This window comes from Bradyrhizobium diazoefficiens USDA 110 (assembly GCF_000011365.1).
In the GTDB taxonomy this organism is placed as follows: domain Bacteria; phylum Pseudomonadota; class Alphaproteobacteria; order Rhizobiales; family Xanthobacteraceae; genus Bradyrhizobium; species Bradyrhizobium diazoefficiens.
In genome coordinates this window covers 8,978,826-8,997,322 of the sequence record NC_004463.1, presented here as the reverse complement: position 1 = coordinate 8,997,322, position 18,497 = coordinate 8,978,826, and the positions used below count along the sequence as shown (strand labels likewise).

The 18,497-nt window shown below is 59.8% G+C and carries 16 protein-coding genes and 3 pseudogenes; 8 read left to right on the top strand and 11 right to left on the bottom strand.

The genetic code is table 11. From position 1 onward, the window contains the following. Nucleotides 1–21 precede the first annotated feature (21 nt). Nucleotides 22–793, bottom strand: a pseudogene (gene tnpC / locus BJA_RS41585) (IS66 family transposase); the annotation flags it as partial. 55 nt (nt 794–848) lie between these two features. Then, nucleotides 849–1,376: pseudogene (locus BJA_RS43485) on the bottom strand (tyrosine-type recombinase/integrase); the annotation flags it as partial. 93 nt (nt 1,377–1,469) lie between these two features. On the opposite strand from BJA_RS43485, the pseudogene BJA_RS41575 reads away from it, so the two are divergent. Together BJA_RS41575 and BJA_RS41570 are read left to right on the top strand one after the other, a co-directional pair. Continuing rightward, a pseudogene (locus tag BJA_RS41575) lies at nt 1,470–2,205 on the top strand (transposase); the annotation flags it as partial. 73 nt (nt 2,206–2,278) lie between these two features. Continuing rightward, nucleotides 2,279–2,632 carry a hypothetical protein gene (locus BJA_RS41570; RefSeq protein WP_014498603.1) on the top strand — a complete coding sequence of 118 codons (354 nt, stop codon included), beginning with the start codon at nt 2,279–2,281 and terminating at the stop codon, nt 2,630–2,632. Nucleotides 2,633–3,095: 463 nt separating this feature from the next. On the opposite strand, the gene BJA_RS41565 is transcribed toward BJA_RS41570, so the two are convergent. The 6 genes from BJA_RS41565 to BJA_RS41540 all read right to left on the bottom strand — a co-directional run bounded on the left by BJA_RS41565 (nt 3,096) and on the right by BJA_RS41540 (nt 7,547). After that, nucleotides 3,096–3,521: a hypothetical protein gene (locus BJA_RS41565; RefSeq protein ID WP_223153792.1), complete on the bottom strand. Its 426-nt coding sequence runs from the start codon at nt 3,519–3,521 to the stop codon at nt 3,096–3,098. A 146-nt stretch (nt 3,522–3,667) separates the two neighbouring features. Then, complete coding sequence (locus tag BJA_RS41560; RefSeq protein WP_026192141.1) at nt 3,668–4,198, bottom strand: VOC family protein; 531 nt, start codon at nt 4,196–4,198, stop codon at nt 3,668–3,670. Between the two features lie 105 nt (nt 4,199–4,303). Further along, nucleotides 4,304–5,152 (bottom strand): alpha/beta fold hydrolase, encoded by an 849-nt coding sequence (locus tag BJA_RS41555; RefSeq protein ID WP_011090907.1) that lies wholly within the window; start codon nt 5,150–5,152, stop codon nt 4,304–4,306. Then, on the bottom strand, nt 5,149–6,027 hold the full coding sequence (locus tag BJA_RS41550) for an oxidoreductase (RefSeq protein WP_011090906.1): 879 nt from the start codon (nt 6,025–6,027) through the stop codon (nt 5,149–5,151). The genes BJA_RS41555 and BJA_RS41550 overlap by 4 nt, the downstream gene beginning before the upstream one ends. A gap of 104 nt (nt 6,028–6,131) precedes the next feature. Beyond that, the gene (locus tag BJA_RS41545) at nt 6,132–6,779 is read right to left on the bottom strand and encodes a L,D-transpeptidase (RefSeq protein WP_014498601.1); all 648 of its coding nucleotides are present in this window, start codon (nt 6,777–6,779) and stop codon (nt 6,132–6,134) included. A gap of 159 nt (nt 6,780–6,938) precedes the next feature. Then, nucleotides 6,939–7,547: a TetR/AcrR family transcriptional regulator gene (locus tag BJA_RS41540; RefSeq protein ID WP_011090904.1), complete on the bottom strand. Its 609-nt coding sequence runs from the start codon at nt 7,545–7,547 to the stop codon at nt 6,939–6,941. Nucleotides 7,548–7,811: 264 nt separating this feature from the next. Between BJA_RS41540 and BJA_RS41535 the strand changes: the two genes are divergently transcribed. From BJA_RS41535 to BJA_RS41525, 3 genes are all read left to right on the top strand, one after another. Continuing rightward, nucleotides 7,812–8,396, top strand: coding sequence for a DUF308 domain-containing protein (locus BJA_RS41535; protein ID WP_009734588.1), 585 nt, complete (start codon nt 7,812–7,814; stop codon nt 8,394–8,396). Between the two features lie 257 nt (nt 8,397–8,653). After that, complete coding sequence (locus tag BJA_RS41530) at nt 8,654–9,718, top strand: IS110 family transposase (RefSeq protein WP_011088795.1); 1,065 nt, start codon at nt 8,654–8,656, stop codon at nt 9,716–9,718. A 558-nt stretch (nt 9,719–10,276) separates the two neighbouring features. Continuing rightward, nucleotides 10,277–11,041 (top strand): IS5 family transposase, encoded by a 765-nt coding sequence (locus BJA_RS41525; protein WP_011090902.1) that lies wholly within the window; start codon nt 10,277–10,279, stop codon nt 11,039–11,041. Between the two features lie 10 nt (nt 11,042–11,051). Here BJA_RS41525 and BJA_RS41520 read toward each other — a convergent pair whose 3' ends face one another. The 3 genes from BJA_RS41520 to BJA_RS41510 all read right to left on the bottom strand — a co-directional run bounded on the left by BJA_RS41520 (nt 11,052) and on the right by BJA_RS41510 (nt 14,662). Continuing rightward, a complete protein-coding gene (locus BJA_RS41520) occupies nt 11,052–12,161 on the bottom strand; it encodes an IS630-like element ISBj5 family transposase (RefSeq protein WP_011085265.1) in 1,110 nt (369 codons plus the stop codon). A gap of 40 nt (nt 12,162–12,201) precedes the next feature. Then, entirely contained in the window at nt 12,202–13,989 is a 1,788-nt protein-coding gene (locus BJA_RS41515) for an ATP-binding protein (RefSeq protein ID WP_011090901.1), read from the bottom strand. A 118-nt stretch (nt 13,990–14,107) separates the two neighbouring features. Next, nucleotides 14,108–14,662, bottom strand: a complete 555-nt coding sequence (locus BJA_RS41510; protein WP_014498596.1) for a hypothetical protein — start codon at nt 14,660–14,662, stop codon at nt 14,108–14,110. Between the two features lie 186 nt (nt 14,663–14,848). Here BJA_RS41510 and BJA_RS41505 point away from each other — a divergent pair, with 186 nt between their 5' ends. From BJA_RS41505 to BJA_RS41495, 3 genes are all read left to right on the top strand, one after another. After that, nucleotides 14,849–15,625 carry a helix-turn-helix domain-containing protein gene (locus BJA_RS41505; protein WP_014498595.1) on the top strand — a complete coding sequence of 259 codons (777 nt, stop codon included), beginning with the start codon at nt 14,849–14,851 and terminating at the stop codon, nt 15,623–15,625. Nucleotides 15,626–15,714: 89 nt separating this feature from the next. Continuing rightward, nucleotides 15,715–15,939 (top strand): hypothetical protein, encoded by a 225-nt coding sequence (locus BJA_RS41500; RefSeq protein WP_014498594.1) that lies wholly within the window; start codon nt 15,715–15,717, stop codon nt 15,937–15,939. Continuing rightward, nucleotides 15,936–18,425, top strand: a complete 2,490-nt coding sequence (locus BJA_RS41495) for an AAA family ATPase (RefSeq protein WP_011090898.1) — start codon at nt 15,936–15,938, stop codon at nt 18,423–18,425. The genes BJA_RS41500 and BJA_RS41495 overlap by 4 nt, the downstream gene beginning before the upstream one ends. Nucleotides 18,426–18,497: the final 72 nt, after the last annotated feature.

Below are 18,497 nucleotides of genomic sequence, written 5' to 3'. Positions count from 1 at the left end.
GCGTCAGTCGTCGACTCTACCGAGCTCGATGCGACCATCGGTCAGAAATCGTTCGAAGATGGCACGGCGCGAGACGGCATAGCGGATCGCCTCAGCCAGTTTTGATTTGCCGAAGATCCGACGCAAGGTCTGCTGCCAGAGATCGAAGAGATCTGCGACGATCGCCGCGGAGGCTTGCTGGCGCGCGGCAACGCGAGTGTCGGGGCTTTGACCGCGCATCGTTTTCTCGACCTGCCAGAACTTCGCCATCCGCTCGACCGTCGCCGTTGCCACTTCTGAGCTCCCTGCAACATGCAGCTCGTAGAACTTGCGTCTGCAGTGTGACCAGCAGCCAGCCTGTGATGCAATCATTGCCGCGATCGGATCGCGCGAGCTTGTTATAGGCGGCGTAGCCATCCACCTGCAGGATTCCGCGATAACCATTGAGATGGCGGACCGCGCATTCACCGGAGCGGCTGTCTTCGAAGCGATAAGCCACCATCGGGGGACCGTTGCGGCCAAACGTTCGATCATCCCTGGCATAGGCCCATAAATAGGCCGTCTTTGTCGATCCGGAGCCCGGAGCGAGCGTCTGCAAAGTGGTTTCGTCGGCAAAGACCCGTTCGGCCTTCTTGACCTCGCTGAAGATGTAGTCGGCCATGATCTCGAGCTCGAAGCCGAGCTTGCCCATCCATTGCGCCATCAACTGGCGGTCGAGCTCGACCTTGTCGCGGGCGTAGATAGCCTCCTGCCGGTAGAGCGGCAGGCCATCGGCATATTTGGCGACGGCGATCTGGGCCAGAAGCGCTTCCGTCGCCTGAGACGCCCGCCTTCTCAAGTCCCCGGCGCATCATCTCGACATCCGCAGCGGCGTATCGGTGGGTCGTGGCGACCTGAGCATGGCCAAGCCAAGCCTGAATCGTCAGGAGGTCCACGCCTGACCGGAGAAGCTTCATGGCGAGGGAATGCCGGAAGATGTGCGGCGATATCGGCTTGCCCTCCAAGCTTGGCCTCGTGGACCCGGCCTGGGAGGCGGCACGCCGCACGATGTGTGTCGCGCCGAAACGCGTCAGGCGCTCGTTGTGGACCCCGACGAAGATTGGCCGCGGTTCATGATGGGCGAGGCCGCGTTCGCTCAATAGGTTGGTCAGCGATCGCACCAAATCCTGAGGAATGGGAACGACGCGATCTCGGCGTCCCTTGCCATGAAGCAGCACCTGCGGGCGTCCTCGCTCCAACTGAAGGTCGTTCGCGTTGACGCCGGTCGCTTCGGACACGCGAGCGCCGGTTCTCGCCAAGAAGAGCAGAAAGGCCCGGTCGCGCCGACCGCGGGACGTCGTCTGATCAGGGGCTGCGATGATAGCCTCCACCTCGGCGTTGGTGAGATGATGCGTCACCTCGATGTGGGCCCGTTTGGTGGGGATCCGACGAGCCGGTGAGGTAGTAGGCTGTGTCGCTATAGTTGGCGTGGCCGAGGTAGGTGGCGAGTAAGGGCAGGCATCGCGACCCGCTTCGTGATTGGGCTGCTGCTGCTCAAGCAGATTTACGGCCTGTCCGACGAAGGGGTGTGCGAGCGCTGGGTCCACGACCCGTATTTCCAGTACTTCACCGGCGAAGAGTTCTTCCAGCATTCATTTCCGCACGAGCGCTCGGACCTGAGCCACTGGCGCAAGCGGCTCGGCGACAAGCTGGAGCTGCTGTTGGCCGAGAGCCTGCGGGTGGCGCACGAAGCCGGCGCGTTACGCAGCCAGGACCTCAAGCGTGTCACGGTCGATACCACCGTGCAGCCGAAGGCGATCACCTTTCCGACCGATGCTAAGCTGCTGCACGCGGCCATCAAGGGGCTCAACCGCATGGCGAGGAAGCACGGGGTCAAGCTGCGGCAGTCCTATCTTCGCGTCGCCAAGACCGCGGCAATGATGGCGGGACGCTACGCCCATGCCAAGCAATTCAGGCGGCATCAGCGGCAGTTGCGCATCCTGCACAGCCGGCTGGGCCGGATCATCCGTACGCATACGACGAGATCCCCGTCGGAGGCGTACGATCATCCGCGATATCGGCCGCAAGATCGAAGGTCGAGCTGTGCTCGAGAACGCCTTCGTCCTCCCGCTCAGCCGCGCTTCGCAGATCCGCTCGCAACAGCAGCGTCAGCGTGGCTGGAAGCATTATTCTTTCCACGCCCCGGAGGTGGAGTGCATCGGCAAGGGCAAGGCAGCCGCGCCTTACAACTCCAGTGAAGAACAGCGCCATTGGCGCACAGTCGCGGCCATTGTCATGAAATCTCAAGGCCGCGTTCTCGATGTGGAAGCTCAGATCCGACGAAGAGCTGAGGGCGCTAAAGTCCGACTTGGCGGACGGCAAGGGAATGACGTTGTTCACTAGGCTCTCGCTTTCGAACGACATCGAGAAGGGAGTGCCGAACAGCCCGGCGAAGAGAACGAGTAGATTCTCAGACAAGTACGACGCCTTTGGGATATGCTTTAGCTTCGCGCCATTGGACGGAGGGCGGTCGATGTTCGCATCGACCGGCAGATTCGTAATCTCGATAGCCGCGGGGCGAGCTGACGGAGGAACCTGCTCCGAGAGAAACGGCAGGATATCGGTCAACGCAACGGCGATCTTCGACCGCACTGCGGAGATCTGCGCAAGATAAGATCCGTAGGCGGTGGCAGGATATTTGATGGGAGCTAGTTCCTTCTGCAAAAATGCTTTTGCTGCATCGGGAAGCACGAAGGAATGTATCTGGGTTTTGTTCATGTCCGGATTCTTCCTATGTATTTGCGATGTCGCTTTCTGGCCACCGCACTACGAGATCCGCTTCGACTGTCCGCCGATCGCCCTCTCGTGCCCAAAGACAACCATGGGCGCCGCAAGAACGTAAAACGATCATTTGTAAACTAGGGTGCGTACTCATAAACTCTGCCGCTGAGAGTAGGCGCACCTATGTCCGCTTGTCCCCCAACAACGGCGCGAAAGCGGACATTGTCGGACTTCCGAGATGGGTCGACGCTTGGCCGCGACCGGCGTCAATGTCAGGAATTTCGTCCACTGGTAAGGCGTATGATCCTGCCAGTCGGAATTGACGAGTTAACGGGATGCATCGCGACATCCGCCCGTCAGAGCGGGGCTCCGATCATTCGGGTAACGTTGGCGTCAGTAAATCGGGGGACATCGTCCATAATTGCGTCGGTGTCGGCGGATGCAAGCGCAGCGTGAAGCGAAGCCTCATCGCGAAACCGATAAAACCCGACGGAAACATCTACCGAATTGACGTCTCGAGGGAAGAAGGCGGCGGCGCTTTCGAGGCCATGCTTCTGCCAGCATGCGAGCGCCAACGGTAGATGCACGTCGACATAATAGTCGCGATCGAAGTATGTGCCGCCGCTGCAGGTCACGACCATTGTTGCATTTGCCATCAGACGACTTTCTACAGAACCTTCGCATTCAGCGCGCGTCCGCTGTTTATGATTGCGATCGATATGTATGTCGGCCGCCGGACGGCCCTTGCCCGGTTTACGCGAACCGTGTGAATCGTCCGGCATCGCGCTGCCCCGCCGATTCGGGCACATATCGAGGATGAGACGGCGGCTTGGACTCTGTTTCGAAAAGACGCGCGGAGGACCGAGCGCCCAGCCGGTGCCGTGCAACCTGCATGTCGACGGCGCGAGCCGGCGCCGTCCCGCTCATCTCAATCCTCGTCTTGCCACCTCCGCAAGGCCGTCTGGTCGTGGTAAGGCATGCGATCTGGCGTGGTGATGAATTCCATCGTGGTGCCCCATGGCATTCGGCAGTAACAGACCTTGTTTCCAAGACCTTTCTCGGTTGCGTAAGGAATCGCGCGCGGCGCGGTGAGGCGTGTGCCTCCGGCCTTTTCGAAGCGCGTGACCGAGGCGTCGATGTCGTCGGTGTAGACACCGAAATGCGTGATGCCGAAGTCGCTCGCTCGGATCGGCTGGGCTTGTTGGGGGCCGTGCATTTCGAACAGCTCGATGTCGGGTCCGGTGCCGATCTTGACCATCGCCTGTCCACGCACGACCGTTCCCGGGAACGCTCCGACGGCCCGCTCGAATTCGGGGCCTTGCCGCGGCGGATCCTGCGGCCCGAAGGACTGATAGATCACCTGGCCGCCGAAAGCTTGCACCAGGAACGATTTCGCGGCTTCTATGTCGGGCACCGTGATGCCGATATGGTTGACGCCGCGGATGATAGGTGTGGTCATGACGGGTTGTCCTTTCTGATTGAATTGATCGATCGTGATGAGTGCGGGGCTCTGTTGCCGCAGTGTCGCGATTTCTCCGGCCCACAACGACACGGGCGCCGAGTTTCAATGGGCTCCGATGAACTCGATCAGAGCGGCTGCGACTGCATCCGGCCGCTCGTCCGCGACATAGTGGCTACAGCGGGCGATCGAGCCGCCCGTTACGTTGCTGGCGAATTCCTCGACCATCGGCACCATATGCGGACCAAAGCGATGATCCCCGCCGAGAGCCAGCACCGGGATCTCGAGCGGTTGCTTCTTGTACTCAAGCGCCGCTGCGTGGTCGGCGGCGAGGGTGCGATACCATTCCATGCCGCCGCGGGTGCGGCCGGGGAGCGCCATTGCTTTGGCGTAGATCTCGACATCCGCCGGATCGAAGCTGCTGTGATCGTAGAACCGCTCGGCCATGAAGCTCGAAACATAGTCGTATTCACGGCCATGGATCAGGCGCTCGGGGAGATCCCGGCTCATGTGGAAACCAAAGTGCCAGAGCGTTGCGATCGTCGCCTCCCATCCGCTCCAGCCGGGAAGCGGAACGTCCAGAACGGCCAGGTGGGTTACGGCCTCTCGATAGACAGCAGCCAGCGGCAAGGCCACCATTCCGCCGATATCATGGCCGCACACTGCGTAGCGTTGATGGCCAAGGGCAGCCATCACTTCGTGCGCGTCGCGCGCCATTGTCGCCTTGTCGTAGCCGCCGAGCGGACAGTCGGAAAAGCCGGCGCCGCGCAGATCGATCGCGACCACGCTGAAATGCGCGGCCAGTTGCGGCATCACATGGTGCCATTCCCACCATGTTTCCGGCCAGCCATGCAGCAGAAGAATCGACGGGCCTGAGCCGCCCGTGACGGCGTTGATCTTGATGCCGTTCACCGGCACCAGCTGTTGGGCAAAACCCTTCAGAGTCGCGATCATGGTCGCTGTCCCGTCGATGTTGACGTTCGATCGGAGCTCGCGACCCGCGTTCCGGGCGGGTCGAAATCGGTAGCGATCGTGATGTCGTGCCAGGCGTCGATATCGCTGCGGAAGGCAGCCAGCTTTCGCTCGGCGGCAGCATGCGCGACCGGGCCGAGCGGCAGGTGAAGCGGGGCGTCGTCGTCGTCGACGGCGCGCAGGATCACTGCGATCGCCTTGTCGGGGTCGCCCGCCTGATTGCCGTTATTGGTTTCGCGATAGTGCCTGCGCGAGGTCCCGGCATATTCCGGCATCTCGTTGGCGGCGACTGTGATCGAACGGCCGAGGAAATCGGTGCGAAACGGCCCAGGCTCCACGATCAGCACTCGGATGCCGAACGGCTTCAACTCGCTGGCGAGCGCTTCGGAAATCCCTTCCACGGCGAACTTGGCGGCGTTGTAGTAACCGCCGCCTCCGCCGCCCGAGATGCCGGCGACGGACGACATATTGACGATCGCTCCGCCCGAGCGCCGCATGACGGGCAGGGCGGCTCTGGTGGCTTCGATCAAACCGAAGAGGTTTACCTCGAACATCGGCCGGTATTCGTCAGACGTCCCCTCCTCAATCGCGCCATGCAGTCCGTATCCGGCATTGTTGACGAGCACGTCGAACCCGCCGAAGGTCTCGACCGCTTTTGCGACCGCGGCCTTGGCTGCCGCCGCATCGGTCACGTCCAGTGGCACGGTGATCATGCGGCCGTCGAAAGGCTCGGCCATATCCTCGATCGTCTTGACACTGCGGGCCGTCGCGACGACCTGATCGCCGCGCTCCGCCGCCGCGAGCGCGAGCCGCTGGCCGAAGCCGCTTGAGCAGCCTGTGATGAGCCAAGTCTTCATGCTTTCTTCTCCGAGTTGTTATCAGACGATGCAAATCGTTCGCCGCTATTGCGACCCGTGATATCGGCCAAGGCCGACCGACTCTCTGCGATCAGAGGCCATGCTCAAGAACTCACCGCTCGGCCGCCCTGGATGACGACGACGCGGCTGCCGATCTTGACCCGGCTATAGAGATCGATGATGTCTTGGTTGATGAGTCGAATGCATCCGCTCGAAACGGCGCGACCGATCGTCTCCGGCTCGGTCGTCCCATGAATGCGGAACATCGTGTCCCGTTCGCCCTGAAAGAGGTACAGCGCGCGTGGTCCAAGGGGATTGCCAAGCCCGCCGGCCATTCCGCTGGCGAGATGGCCATAGCGCGCAGGCTCCCGATTCATCATGTTCTTGGTCGGAGTCCAATGCGGCCATTCCGCCTTTCGCCTAATGGTCGCGGTGCCTGCGAAAGCGAGACCATCCTTGCCAACGCCAATGCCGTAGCGCATGGCCTTTCCGTCGCCCTCGACAAGATAGAGCTGATGAGCAGCCGTATCGATGACAATCGTCCCGACAGGCTCATTCGTCGTATAGTCCACGCGCTGGCGCAACATCGCCGGATCGACGCCGGATATGTCGACGGCTGGTAAGGTGTAAACTCCGTCGACGAGTTGCGCGTACTCACTCGGCGTGCTGATGATATCGGCCTCGACGAGGCCGCTGCGACTGGCACAACCCGAGAGAACGATCGCCATTGCACCGAATACCGAGAACCGCATAGAGCGCCTGGCATCTGAGTTCCTCATATCGAACCGTAACCTTCGCCGCAGTCCAATCGGTGACTCTGTTGCTGATATCCGAACATTGAAGCTCCCAGGAAAGCCAAGCGTGCCATCGGCACAACTGCAATAGGAACCAATTGGTTCCTAATTTTGCTTTTAAAAAAGCATCTCCATCAGGAGATCGGCATCTTTCAGCATCTCGTCGCGGCGTGATCCAACTTTACCAAGCACCCGCATGCCTTGTGCATGTGAGACGATAAAGTGCGCGATGACTTCAGGATCGGACCTATTGGCGATTTCGCCGGCGGCCTGTCCTTTCGCGATCGTTGCAGCGAACAGGGCTTGAAGCCTGGAGAAAAGACGCTTGATCACCTCTGCGATGTCGGGATCTCCCGGCAACATCTCGGCAGCCGTCAACACACCGAAACAACCGCGCACCCCTTTTTTCCCAGACGACAAATCCGCATACCGCACCAACGCGTTGCGGATTGCCGCCTTCGGCGAGGGGGCTGATCGCAGAACCTCCTGGACGTTTCGTACGCCATCGTCGGTGTAGAACTCGAGGGCGCGCAGGAAGACAGATTTCTTGTCACCGAAAGCCTTGTAGAAGCTGCCCTTCGAAAGCTGCATTCCGGCAAGCAGATCAGGCAACGATGCGTCGTGAAACCCACGATCCCAAAAGATTTGCATCGCTCGCCTCACCGCCTCGTCGAGATCGAATTCACGGGGGCGTCCCACAGGAAGTTTGGTATTGATGGTCATCATACGGGCAATATAAACCAAACGGTTCCTAATTGCAATAGTCGATTTATATGCAGGCCTGCGTTGCTCAGGCTGTGAGGACCGTCCAAAATTTTCGTTCGGCCTCAGTAACGGCTCCCGGCATCGCCTCGTAGTTGGTTACATCCTGTCCGACGCCGCCTCGCAAAGGAGGCGAAACGACAATCATGATGCTTCCCCTCTGCTACGCCGTGGCGTGAAAACATAATGACCAGGCGGACGGGTAACTGCCATCCAGGAAGAGACCACATGACGCTCAGCACTACACGTCCTTCTCCGAAAGCCAATGCCTGGCTCAAGCGCTACTATTTCATTCGCTCTGCCGTCGCGGCTCTATGGGCGGTTGCGGCCTTGACGATCGCCAGAGACCGTTCCCATCTCGCGGCCATCCTGCTGGTTGCCTATCCCTTGTGGGATGCCCTCGCCAACTATCTCGACGCGCAACGCAGCAGTGGGCTTGCTTCGAGCAAGAGCCAGATGGTCAATGTCATCATTAGCATTATTACTGCAATAGCGGTCACCATCGCGCTGACGCGGAGCATGAATGCCGTGCTTTTGATCTTCGGGGCATGGGCGGTCGTCGCGGGGCTTCTTCAGCTTGCGACCGGCGTGGGCCGCTGGGGATCGGCCGGCGCACAATGGGCGATGATCCTCAGCGGCGCACAGTCGGCGCTGGCGGGGTGCTTCTTCGTCTACCGGGCGGGGGTTGTTACCAATGTCGGGATTAGTGACGTTGCCGGCTACGCCGCGTTCGGTGCCTTCTACTTTATGGTTTCGGCCGTTTGGCTATGGAGCACCGGCTTGCGTCGCTCTTCTGTGCAAACCACTGCGTAGCACACGTTTGACGGACCTTCATCATGAAGGACCGGCAGCTGTCTTCGATACCGCCGGTTAGCCGATTGATGGTCCCCGCATCAGCCGTCAGGACGGCCCAGCCATCGCGCTGGCGCCGTCCTATCGAGAAAGATCACCACGTTGGCTACTTCGCGGGGCTCGGCGCAACGCCTCAGATCTGCTAATGGGATGGTCCGGCCGTGCTCCTGCCCCGCCAGCGATAAGCTGGCCAGGGGCGCCAAGACAAGGAGCACGCCATGTCCCAGACACCCAGTACTGCGATCGCCGTGATCGGCATCGATATCGGCAAAAACTCGTTCCACGTCGTGGGCCACGATACGCGCGGCGCCATCGTGCTGCGGCAAAAGTGGTCGCGTGGCCAGGTGGAGGCGCGGCTCGCCAATATGCAGCCTTGCCTGATCGGCATGGAAGCCTGCGTCGGCGCACATCATTTGAGCCGCAAACTCGCATCGCTAGGTCACGATGCCAGGTTGATGCCGGCCAAATATGTCCGCCCTTATAGCAAAGGACCGAAGAACGACTTCAATGATGCCGAAGCGATTGCCGAAGCCGTGCAACGCCCGACGATGAAGTTCGTGGCGACCAAGACCGCGGAGCAACTGGATCTGCAGGCGCTGCATCGGGTGCGCGAGCGGCTGGTGTCGCAACGCACCGGCATCATCAACCAGATTCGCGCCTTCATGCTGGAACGCGGGATCGCGGTGCGCCAGGGTATCGGCTTCCTGCGCACAGAACTGCCCACCATCCTTGCCACGCGCACCGATGCCCTGTCGCCACGCATGTTGCGTGTCATCGAGGAGTTGGCAGGCGACTGGCGCCGGCTGGATCAGCGCATCGATAGCCTCTCCGGCGAGATCGAAGCACTGGCCCGTCAAGATCAGGCATGTTCGCGCCTGATGACGGTGCCTGGCATCGGGCCGATCATTTCGAGCGCCATGGTAGCCGCGATCGGCACTGGAGACGTCTTCTCCAAAGGCCGTGACTTCGGCGCCTGGCTCGGACTGGTGCCCAAGCAGATCTCGACGGGAGACCGCACGATCCTCGGCAAAATCTCAAGGCGCGGCAATCGCTACCTGCGCGTTCTGTTCGTGCAGGCGGCATGGGTGGTGCTGGTCAGGATCAAGAACTGGGAACGTTACGGACTCAGATCCTGGATCGAAGCCGCCAAGAAGCGATTGCACCACAACGTGCTAGCGATCGCACTCGCCAACAAGCTTGCCCGCATCGCCTGGGCGGTGCTGGCTAAAGGACGCGCCTTCGAGCTGACAAGGACCAACGATGCAGACGTCCAATCCGCTTGATCGTCGCGCCGTGCTCGGGGCGGTCAAGGCGCGGCCTGGCAACGCCGGAGCCAGCCGCAAGCAAAGCGCAACGGCCGGCCTTGACCGCCCGTGCGCGCGACGCGACGCACGTCCTGCGGGCCGGGACGAAGGAACGGCCCCCGGCTCGAACACAGGAACTGCGAGGTAGGAGGAGCAAGCGATGACGTAACCCCATCAACAGGTTCCAGCCAAGGTCTGCGAGAGGATGAGACGAGATGGAGGTTCGGTCTTCCCGGCGCATGCGAACACTGGTGACCCAAATGGCCCAATCGAGGCCTGTCCGCTAATGAGAACGCACGCGCGCTGATATCCATGATGGCCCGGAGAGAATGCTCCAATCAAAGGCCGGATACATTGATGCAAGACCACTCACCACCTGATCGACGAACCTCTTGCTACGCACGGCCGGACCATACATTGGGTCAGGAACGACAAAACTCAAGGTGAGCATAATCGGTCGGCTTTCGAGTGCATAGCGACCAGTTGAGCCCGACAGCCGAGCCATGATTCAAGCCACACAACGGAAGGGGCCGAATCATGCGCTACGAACTCACGGACTATGAGTGGTCCGTCATTAAGCCGATGTTGCCGAATAAGTCGCGCGGCGTGCCGCGGGTGAATGACCGTCGTGTCCTCAACGGCATCTTCTGGGTCTTGCGATCCGGAGCGCCATGGCGCGACCTGCCAGAAAACTTCGGTCCGTACACCACTTGCTACAATCGATTCGTTCGCTGGCGACGGGCCGGCGTGTGGGCCAAGCTCATGAGCGCACTGGCCGGCGCCCATGATGCTGCCGTGCAGATGATCGACACTTCCATTGTTCGCGTACATCAACATGGGGCCTGCATCACAAGAAACTGGCGTCAATCGATGGGAAGGTCACGCGGCGGTCTGACGAGCAAAATCCACGCGGTGGTCGACAGCAATGGTCTACCGGTACAACTTGCGTTGAGTCCTGGCGAGGTGCACGACGTTCGACTTGCCGGTAAACTGCTCTCTCGTTTGAGATCCGGATCAATGCTGCTCGCCGACCGCGGCTACGACGCTGACTGGATCAGGGAGCTTGCCATGAAAAAGGGCGCATGGGCCAATATCCCGCCGAAAAGCAATCGGACCGATCCGATCTGCTTCAGCCCGTATCTCTACCGCGCCCGCAACCGCGTCGAGCGGTTCTTCAACAGGATCAAACAATGCCGTCGGGTGGCGACGCGCTACGACAGGCTTGCTGGAAACTACCTTGCCTTCATCCAACTTGCATCTATCCGGCTATGGCTCGCCGCTCGTTATGAGTCCGCGCCCTAGTCACATGAATCTAAAGTTCGCCACATAAAGTCTGCTGGGCTTTGTGGCAAAAGCGTTTGACGGAAGCCAAGATCTGGTCTGCGGACTTGGTCCATTTGAAGGGCTTCGGGTTGTTGTTGTGCAATTCGATGAAGGTACGGATGTCGGCTTCGAGCTGCCTGACGGAGGTGTGAACACCTCGCCGGATCTGCTTTCTGGTGAGTTCAGCGAACCAGCGCTCGATCTGATTGATCCACGACGCGGAAGTCGGCGTGAAGTGGACATGATAGTGCGGCCGGCGAGCGAGCCACGCTTTAATCTTGGGGGTCTTGTGGGTAGCGTAGTTGTCCATGACGATATGGACAGCGAGCCCCTCAGGGATTTGAGCGTCGATCTCTTTGAGAAACTTCAAGAACTCGAGCGCCCGATGGCGCTTGTAGCATTTGCCAATGACGAAGCCGGAAGCGACATCGAGCGCGGCAAACAGCGTGGTCGTACCATGCCGCACATAGCTATGCGTGCGACGTTCCGGCACCCCAGGCATCATCGGCAAGACCGGCTGCTCGCGATCGAGTGCCTGGATCTGGCTTTTCTCATCGACACTGAGGACAACGGCTCGGTTAGGCGGCGACAGATAAAGCCCGACAATATCGCGCACCTTATCGACGAATAGCGGATCGCTCGATAGTTTAAATGTCTGGCTGCGGTGCGGCTGCAAGCCGAACGCCGTCCACATTCGGCGGATCGTGGTGTGAGAAAAGCCAGTATCCGCAGCCATCGAGCGGATCGACCAGTGCGTTGCGTCGGGCGGCGTCGTACGCAATGTCCGCTCGATTACCTCGGCAACCTGATCATCGTCGATGGTTCGAGGGCGGCCCGGGCGGGCTTCGTCAAGCAGGCCATCACAACGATCCTTCAAGAATCGGCGGCGCCACTTGCCGACGGTGTGTTCATGGATGCCAAGTTCGGCAGCCACAGACTTGCTTGGCAGACCATCTGCACACCGCAGGATCGCGCGGCATCGCTCAGATAGCGATCGGGCTACACGATGACGACGAACTTGCCTCTCCAAGTACGCCCGCTCCTGCGAACTCAGCACCAACGGCGCGATCGGCCGGCCTTTCACACCTGCATTCGCCACGAGCGCTCTCCTCTCTAGAGATCCGAGCGATCAACTAATGTCACGAACTTCCGTTCCAGATGACTAGTTCGTGAAATATCTCGTCGGTGGCCATCTCAACGAGAGGCTTCACGTTCCCAAGAGCGACAAACATCCTCAGGAGAAGAAAAACTCTTTGACGGTCGTGATCGTTGGGTAGTGCCTTTATAAGGAGGTCGCGAATGGCCTCGCGTGCATTTTGCAGATGCTCACCCCCGGCGTCACTCAGGTAGGTGCGGCCGAGCGGTCTCATCGCATCGTGAATCTTGAAACGATCGACACCGAAAATCTGGATTGTACCGCTTGTTCGCAATCGCCTGAATGCCGTGGCCGCGATCTCCGGCTCGAGGTCGAAGGCGCGCTTCAATACGACACTGGCTTCGGATTGAGTCAGTGGGACGTCGCTGAGACTGAGCGCCGCGACAGCGCGGCGCTCAGGGTCGTTAAATCTGTCGAAGACATCTGACAGAATAAGTTCTTGCGCAGTCTCGACAATATGGGTGCGGTCCTCAAGCGCCGCGCAGACTCGGGTGACCACCCCCTCGTAGCTTTCAGCCGCAATTTTCAGCGCATTCTGGACGTAGAGCGGCAGCCCACCAGTGATTTTCAACAAGCGCTCATAGTCTGAGAAATCCCCACGGCATCCGAGCGACGCTCCCTCGGCCGCGGCCGTCTCATTGGACCAGCCGAGAAGCAACTCCGCCTTCACGCCAAGCGTTGCCTCGATTCGGGCGATCGTTGCGCTGGGCTGGGCGAGAAGCACAAACTGCAGCTGATCGGAGGCCCCGACCAGCGAAACCAAATCCGCGGCTGCAATGCGATGCGCGTTATCCAACACCACAGTCGCGGTGAGTTTGTCCTCGGCTAGGTGGCGACCGATCGCAAACAGGATTTCGGTGCCGCTTGCGCCCGGTAACAAGATCTCGCCTAGCTTGCCGCCACGCGATCCGAAGATGCGAGCTGCAAGTTCGCGTGCGACGGCATTGGCCAGCGCAGGGCCGGATATCTCGGCAATATCGTAATATGCCAGACGGTCAGAAGTATGCAGAGCTGTCTGAGAAACCCAGGACGTCTTTCCTGCACCGGAGAGGCCGACGACGAGCCGCACGCGTTGGCCATTTGCCAGATTTGGTTCATGTTCCTGCGGACGATATCGAAGCGGCGGAGCAGGAAAATCTTGGAGTTGGACAACAAGCTGCTCGAAGAGTGCCGGTAATTCCTCAACCGTGAACGTGTGATTGGAGCTTGGCTCAATCCCACCCGCTGCTGCCATCATCCGGCCAGCGATTTTCCAGACGAGGGTTTCTGGAGCCAATACGGAAAAAGGAAGCGTTTCGGCAGCCGCTCGGCACGCCTCGAAACCATCCGCGATGGTCCTCCACGGCAAGGGAAGGGCTTCGTCTACCGCCGGTGATTGCGGCCAATGGAGCCTGGTGTCGGACGGCCATTCTTTACCTGTGATAAGCTTGGCAAATTCCGGCCCAGGCGCACTATTCGATACTATGACGAACTGGCATGAACCGCTCCGTCGACCTTCCTCGTGCTCCTGTCTAATAGCCGCGAACCTTGAGAGTGCGCCATCAATGTCGCTTAGAATAAGGTTAGATGCCCGAGTTTTGACTTGTAGGTAGATTCGTCTGTCAGGCTGGACGAGTTCGACGTCTTCATCATTCTCGACGATGACATGGGTCACACCGGCCCGGGCAGCATCAAACAGACACGCGGCGGCATAGAGGTGCTGATAGAGGAACCAGCGATGAACGGCTTCGATCCGGGCAAGTTGACGGGGATCAAGGTTGAACGTTTCCATATCTGGCGGTCTCGTTATGGCTCAATAAAAGCGTGCGATGGCCGCTCGCGTTCGGCGATGGGTATCCGCTCTGTCGCACCTGTCGTTGAACTGCATCATGCCTTCAATTTCTCCTGGATTAGGCGCGTCGCAGCATTCGCGGGATGTGGACACGGTGAAAACCGTGGGTCTGCACTTGTCGGCGAAGTTTGGGGGTGTCATTGACGCCGAACGCAACCGCCGCCTTCAAGGGGCTGGCAAAGGTTGCGTAGAAGGTCCAGCGAGCGTCTTTCGGCAGAGGCGCGTTCTGCCGACGGTCGGTGATGACGACGTCGCGCGGGTCTTTGGTATTGCGGAAGGCATGGAAGGTGATCCAATCGGGCCGCCTGTAACGTGCCGCCTTGCTGAAGGGCACCGACTGAACCTTCACGTCGCTTTGGTCGAGAACCCAATCGCGCTGTTCCAATATCTGCCTGACCATGTGGCCGACCATCTGCTTGACGCGGTCAACCAGAACATCTTCGCGAAACTCCTCCAGAAGCTGCTCCTCGATGCCCTCGACGGCAGGCTTTCCGAGCTCCGAGGCCGTCTCCAAGCGAGCGATAGTGGCGGGCTTCGTAAGAAACGACCAAATCCGCTGACCGATGTCGGACTCCGAGAGCGAGGCGAATTTCTCCGGATTGTAACGAAGCATGATAAAGGTCTCCTTGACCGGTCATAAATGGCCGGTCATAAATGCCTAGTCAAGGGTACTGCACGTTGAATTGCCCAGTTTGCTGGTTTGCCGCCAGTGTGCCGCTCCGATTCCGGTCGGCTGCCTCACGCTGCCAGGCTCCCTCATGTAAATTTTGAGTCATCGAATACACGGGATGAGGTTGAGATGAGGAAGGTCGTGCCGAACGGGAAGGCGGTGAAAGCCCTGAGGGAGCAGCTTGAAAGGCTGTCGACCCAAAAGGAAATGGCGAGTGAAATCGGTGTCAGCATTCGCATGCTTCGTATGATCGAGAATGAGAATGCGCCAATTGCAGTGACAACGGCTGAACGGTTGGCAAAAGCGCTGCAAGTTCATCGTGAACGCATTATCCTTGGCTCCGAGCTTTCGGAAATGACGCCGACCGTAAGTGCGCCGGAAGTCCTTTCCGCGCTGATGGAAGATGAGGACCGGCTCATCCCCCGCAACGACTATGACATCGCCAGTGCGACAGCGGACGAGGGCGCGCTCTATACGGAGGCGGCCCGCTCGCACGACGTGGCCTGCATTATCGAGACAACGCTCGATGAGGAAACTGGAGCCTATGCGCAGGAGCTTTTCGATATCCTCGTTGGCTTGTCCTGGTCGCAGCGAGATATTCTCGTCGACATTCCCCCCGCGACGGAGATCGCGGTTCGCCGGCGCCTGCGACAGCTCATCGTCCTTCTCAAGGGCAACGACATCTGGATTTATCGAACCTCGGTTCTGAGGCGATTGCCGGAGCGCTACACGGTCGCACCGCCGGACGAGCCGTTCTCCTATCAAAGCCGTCAGGTCGTAGCACTAGGGCCGCCGGGTGAATATGGCGAGACCACCATGCGCGTGCCGATCGATCATGGGCAGCCGTTCATCCTTCCGGCATGGCGGAAGCTTCGCAAGAGCGACAACGAAACAGAGACAGCCTGATGATGAGACGCAATCGCTTGATCGTCGCAGAATTGCACGCGCGCACTGAAATCAAATAGAAGTGCATTGGGCGGAAGTCGGGGGAGCGTATGAAGTTTAAGCTGGAAAATACTTTCGAGGACAATCTCGCTTTGTTTAGGGCCGAGGCTGTACAGATCGATCCCGAATGCGCGAAGATCCTCTTCGACAATTTGCATCTGCTGGATTCGGGAGGTGACACCGCGCCAAGCCGGGCAACAATCGGCGAGTTTCATAAGGCGGTACTGGATGCGCTTGATGGCATGTCCATCCCTCTGGGCGAGGACAAGGCATGACGCGGTATTTCCTGGGCAGCCTGTCCATCGAGGGTTTTCGTGGGATCAATAATGACGGTGACCCGCTCGTCCTCAAGTTCAAATCTGACGCCGTCAACTCGGTGCATGCGCCGAACGGCGTCGGTAAAAGCTCCATATTCGAAGCCGTTTGCTTCGCGATCCACGGCATTGTCCCGCGCCTGAAGGCGCTCCAGGAAGCCGAGCAGGGCGACAGCTATATCGTGAATCGCTTCCATCCCGGGCAGCAAGCGACGGTTGATCTGATATTCGCCAGCGATGACGCCTCGCCAGATGTGGCGATCAAGGTGGTGCGGGCTGCCAACGGTGCGCGCCTAGTGACTTCGCCGAGCGGTCATGCCGACCCGCAGCAGTTCCTCGCGAGCCTGCAGGAGGATTTCGTCCTCGTCGACTATAATCGGTTCGCAAAGCTCATCGATATCTCCGCCTTGGAGCGGGGACGTTCTTTCGCATCGCTCGTGGGACTGAGCCGATACTCCCGGCTACGTCAGGCTCTGGACGGCGCCAAGCGAACGCAGAACGTCAACAGTGATCTGGGCCTCTCCGCGCTTGATGCCGAGGTGACCACAGGCGCGCGCGCGTTGAGTGCGATCGAGCGGCGTGTCATTGCGGCGCATGACGAGGTCGCCGGAGCGGGAAGCGCCGCCGTCGATAAACTCTCCGATCTGAAGGCGGCGGTAACCGCCGCCTTATCCGCCATCGCCTTGCTCAAGCCATTGATCGGCGAGGCCTCGGTAATGGATCTCGATTTCGAAGCGGCAGAGTTGGCGATCGAGAAACAGGAAGGCGGCGAAGCGCGAAAGACGCTGGACACGCTAACGACCTCCGCCACGTCGCTGGCGGGGCTTGAGGTCACGGTAGAGGAATTGGCCGACGTTGATCGGCTGCTCGAGTTGGCCGGAAGAAGAGACGAGGCCGTGCGCAGCGTCGGCGCGGAAGCATTGCACGCCCTTTTGCGCGATGCGCTGGCTGTGGTGTCCGGCTCCGATTGGCACGACCCGAATCAATGCCCAGTTTGCGAGGCGAAAGGTAGTGATGCTCTAAAGCCGCGGCTGGAAGGCAAGATCGCTAAATACGATGTAGCCGCTCAGCTCGGGGCCGAACTCATCAACGATGTCGCCACAGCGCCTGGGATCGCGAAGCTACGCAAGCTTGAAGAGGCGCCGGCCATGGCGATCGCGACGGGTGATCGCTTGCACGTAGCGTTCGATTTGGCCGCCAAGAAGGGGGATTTGGCGACCTCCGACCTGGAGATCATCAAGGCGCGCCTCGGGGTTCTTGAAACGCAGCGTGGCGAAACTCTTGCTCGGGTGCGAGGTGAGGCCGACGCGTTGCAGGCGCGCTTGCCTCCCTCATTGGTGCAGGTAACCCGCATCCTCAGCTTCGCAAAGCAGTTCCGCGATGCCGTGCTGGAATACGAGAGCGGCGAGCCGGTGCTCAAGGTGAAACAGGACAAGCTCAAGGTTCTGAATCGCTGGAAGACATTCATCACGCGCGCCGGCCAAAGCTTTGCTGATGCCGAAGCCGAACTGGCCAACGAGCGGATTGGCGAGATTCAGACCGCTTGTCAGGATCTGTTCGGCCGGTTCGTGCGAGGCGGTCCCGATGTGAAGCCGACCCTGAGCCGCGCGCAGAACAGCGAAAACGTTGATCTAAAGCTCGCGGACTTCTTCGGCCTACAGGACCTCAGTGCCCGGGCTCTACTCTCGGAAAGCTATCGGAACGCTGTGGCGGCTGCGATTTTCTTCGCGGCCGCGACCAAGCACAGCGGTGTTCCGCGCTTCATGGTGCTCGACGACGTGACATCGAGCTTTGACGCTGGTCACCAGTTCGCGTTGATGGACGCCGTGCGGACGTTGCTACGCTATGGCGCTGTGCCGGACGGGCTGCAGTTCATTTTCCTGAGCCATGACACCAGCCTGGAGAAGTACTTCGACAAGCTCAATGGCACTGCGGATTGGCATCACCAGAAGCTCCAAGGCATGCCTCCAAAGGGGCGGCTCATGGTATCGGCCCAGGAGGCGGATCGTCTCAAGGCGCAGGCGTTGCAGCACCTGAATGCTGGCCAGATCGATATTGGTGCGCCGATCCTGCGGCAATATCTCGAATACAAGCTGGGACAGATTATCGCCAAGTTGGAGATCCCTGTTCCACCGGACTATGCCACCCGTGGTGACAAGCGGACGCTTTCGACCTACATCGACGCAATCGGCGAGGCCGTGAAGCTTTATCATGCGGCCAATCGGTGTGTGCTGACGCCTCAGCAGATCGCCGATCTCCAAAACCATCATGTGCCATCGATCGTTGGGAATTTCGTCAGCCACTACGAGACCGGCGCGGGGACGCCTTTCAACGCCTACGCCTTGCTGGGGGTGTTGCAGAGCATTGATAGTCTCGCGGACTGCTTTACCTACGTTGATCCGAGTAACGGACAGAAGCGATACTATCGCCGGTTAGATCGCCGTTAAGCGACTCACGGAGGCTACGCGACAATCTCGCGATCAAGCAACAACAGGGCCGAAGGCCCTGGCGTTGCGCGT

Coding starts and splice junctions, on each gene's coding strand:
- BJA_RS41530 (WP_011088795.1), top strand. CDS start 8,654: ATGTCCCAGACACCCAGTACTGCGATCGCCGTGATCGGCATCGATATC.
- BJA_RS41525 (WP_011090902.1), top strand. CDS start 10,277: ATGCGCTACGAACTCACGGACTATGAGTGGTCCGTCATTAAGCCGATG.
- BJA_RS41550 (WP_011090906.1), bottom strand. CDS start 6,027: ATGAAGACTTGGCTCATCACAGGCTGCTCAAGCGGCTTCGGCCAGCGG.
- BJA_RS41540 (WP_011090904.1), bottom strand. CDS start 7,547: ATGATGACCATCAATACCAAACTTCCTGTGGGACGCCCCCGTGAATTC.
- BJA_RS41510 (WP_014498596.1), bottom strand. CDS start 14,662: ATGCTTCGTTACAATCCGGAGAAATTCGCCTCGCTCTCGGAGTCCGAC.
- BJA_RS41535 (WP_009734588.1), top strand. CDS start 7,812: ATGACGCTCAGCACTACACGTCCTTCTCCGAAAGCCAATGCCTGGCTC.
- BJA_RS41560 (WP_026192141.1), bottom strand. CDS start 4,198: ATGACCACACCTATCATCCGCGGCGTCAACCATATCGGCATCACGGTG.
- BJA_RS41565 (WP_223153792.1), bottom strand. CDS start 3,521: ATGCCGGACGATTCACACGGTTCGCGTAAACCGGGCAAGGGCCGTCCG.
- BJA_RS41570 (WP_014498603.1), top strand. CDS start 2,279: ATGTGGAAGCTCAGATCCGACGAAGAGCTGAGGGCGCTAAAGTCCGAC.
- BJA_RS41500 (WP_014498594.1), top strand. CDS start 15,715: ATGAAGTTTAAGCTGGAAAATACTTTCGAGGACAATCTCGCTTTGTTT.
- BJA_RS41555 (WP_011090907.1), bottom strand. CDS start 5,152: ATGATCGCGACTCTGAAGGGTTTTGCCCAACAGCTGGTGCCGGTGAAC.
- BJA_RS41515 (WP_011090901.1), bottom strand. CDS start 13,989: ATGGAAACGTTCAACCTTGATCCCCGTCAACTTGCCCGGATCGAAGCC.
- BJA_RS41495 (WP_011090898.1), top strand. CDS start 15,936: ATGACGCGGTATTTCCTGGGCAGCCTGTCCATCGAGGGTTTTCGTGGG.
- BJA_RS41545 (WP_014498601.1), bottom strand. CDS start 6,779: ATGCGGTTCTCGGTATTCGGTGCAATGGCGATCGTTCTCTCGGGTTGT.
- BJA_RS41505 (WP_014498595.1), top strand. CDS start 14,849: ATGAGGAAGGTCGTGCCGAACGGGAAGGCGGTGAAAGCCCTGAGGGAG.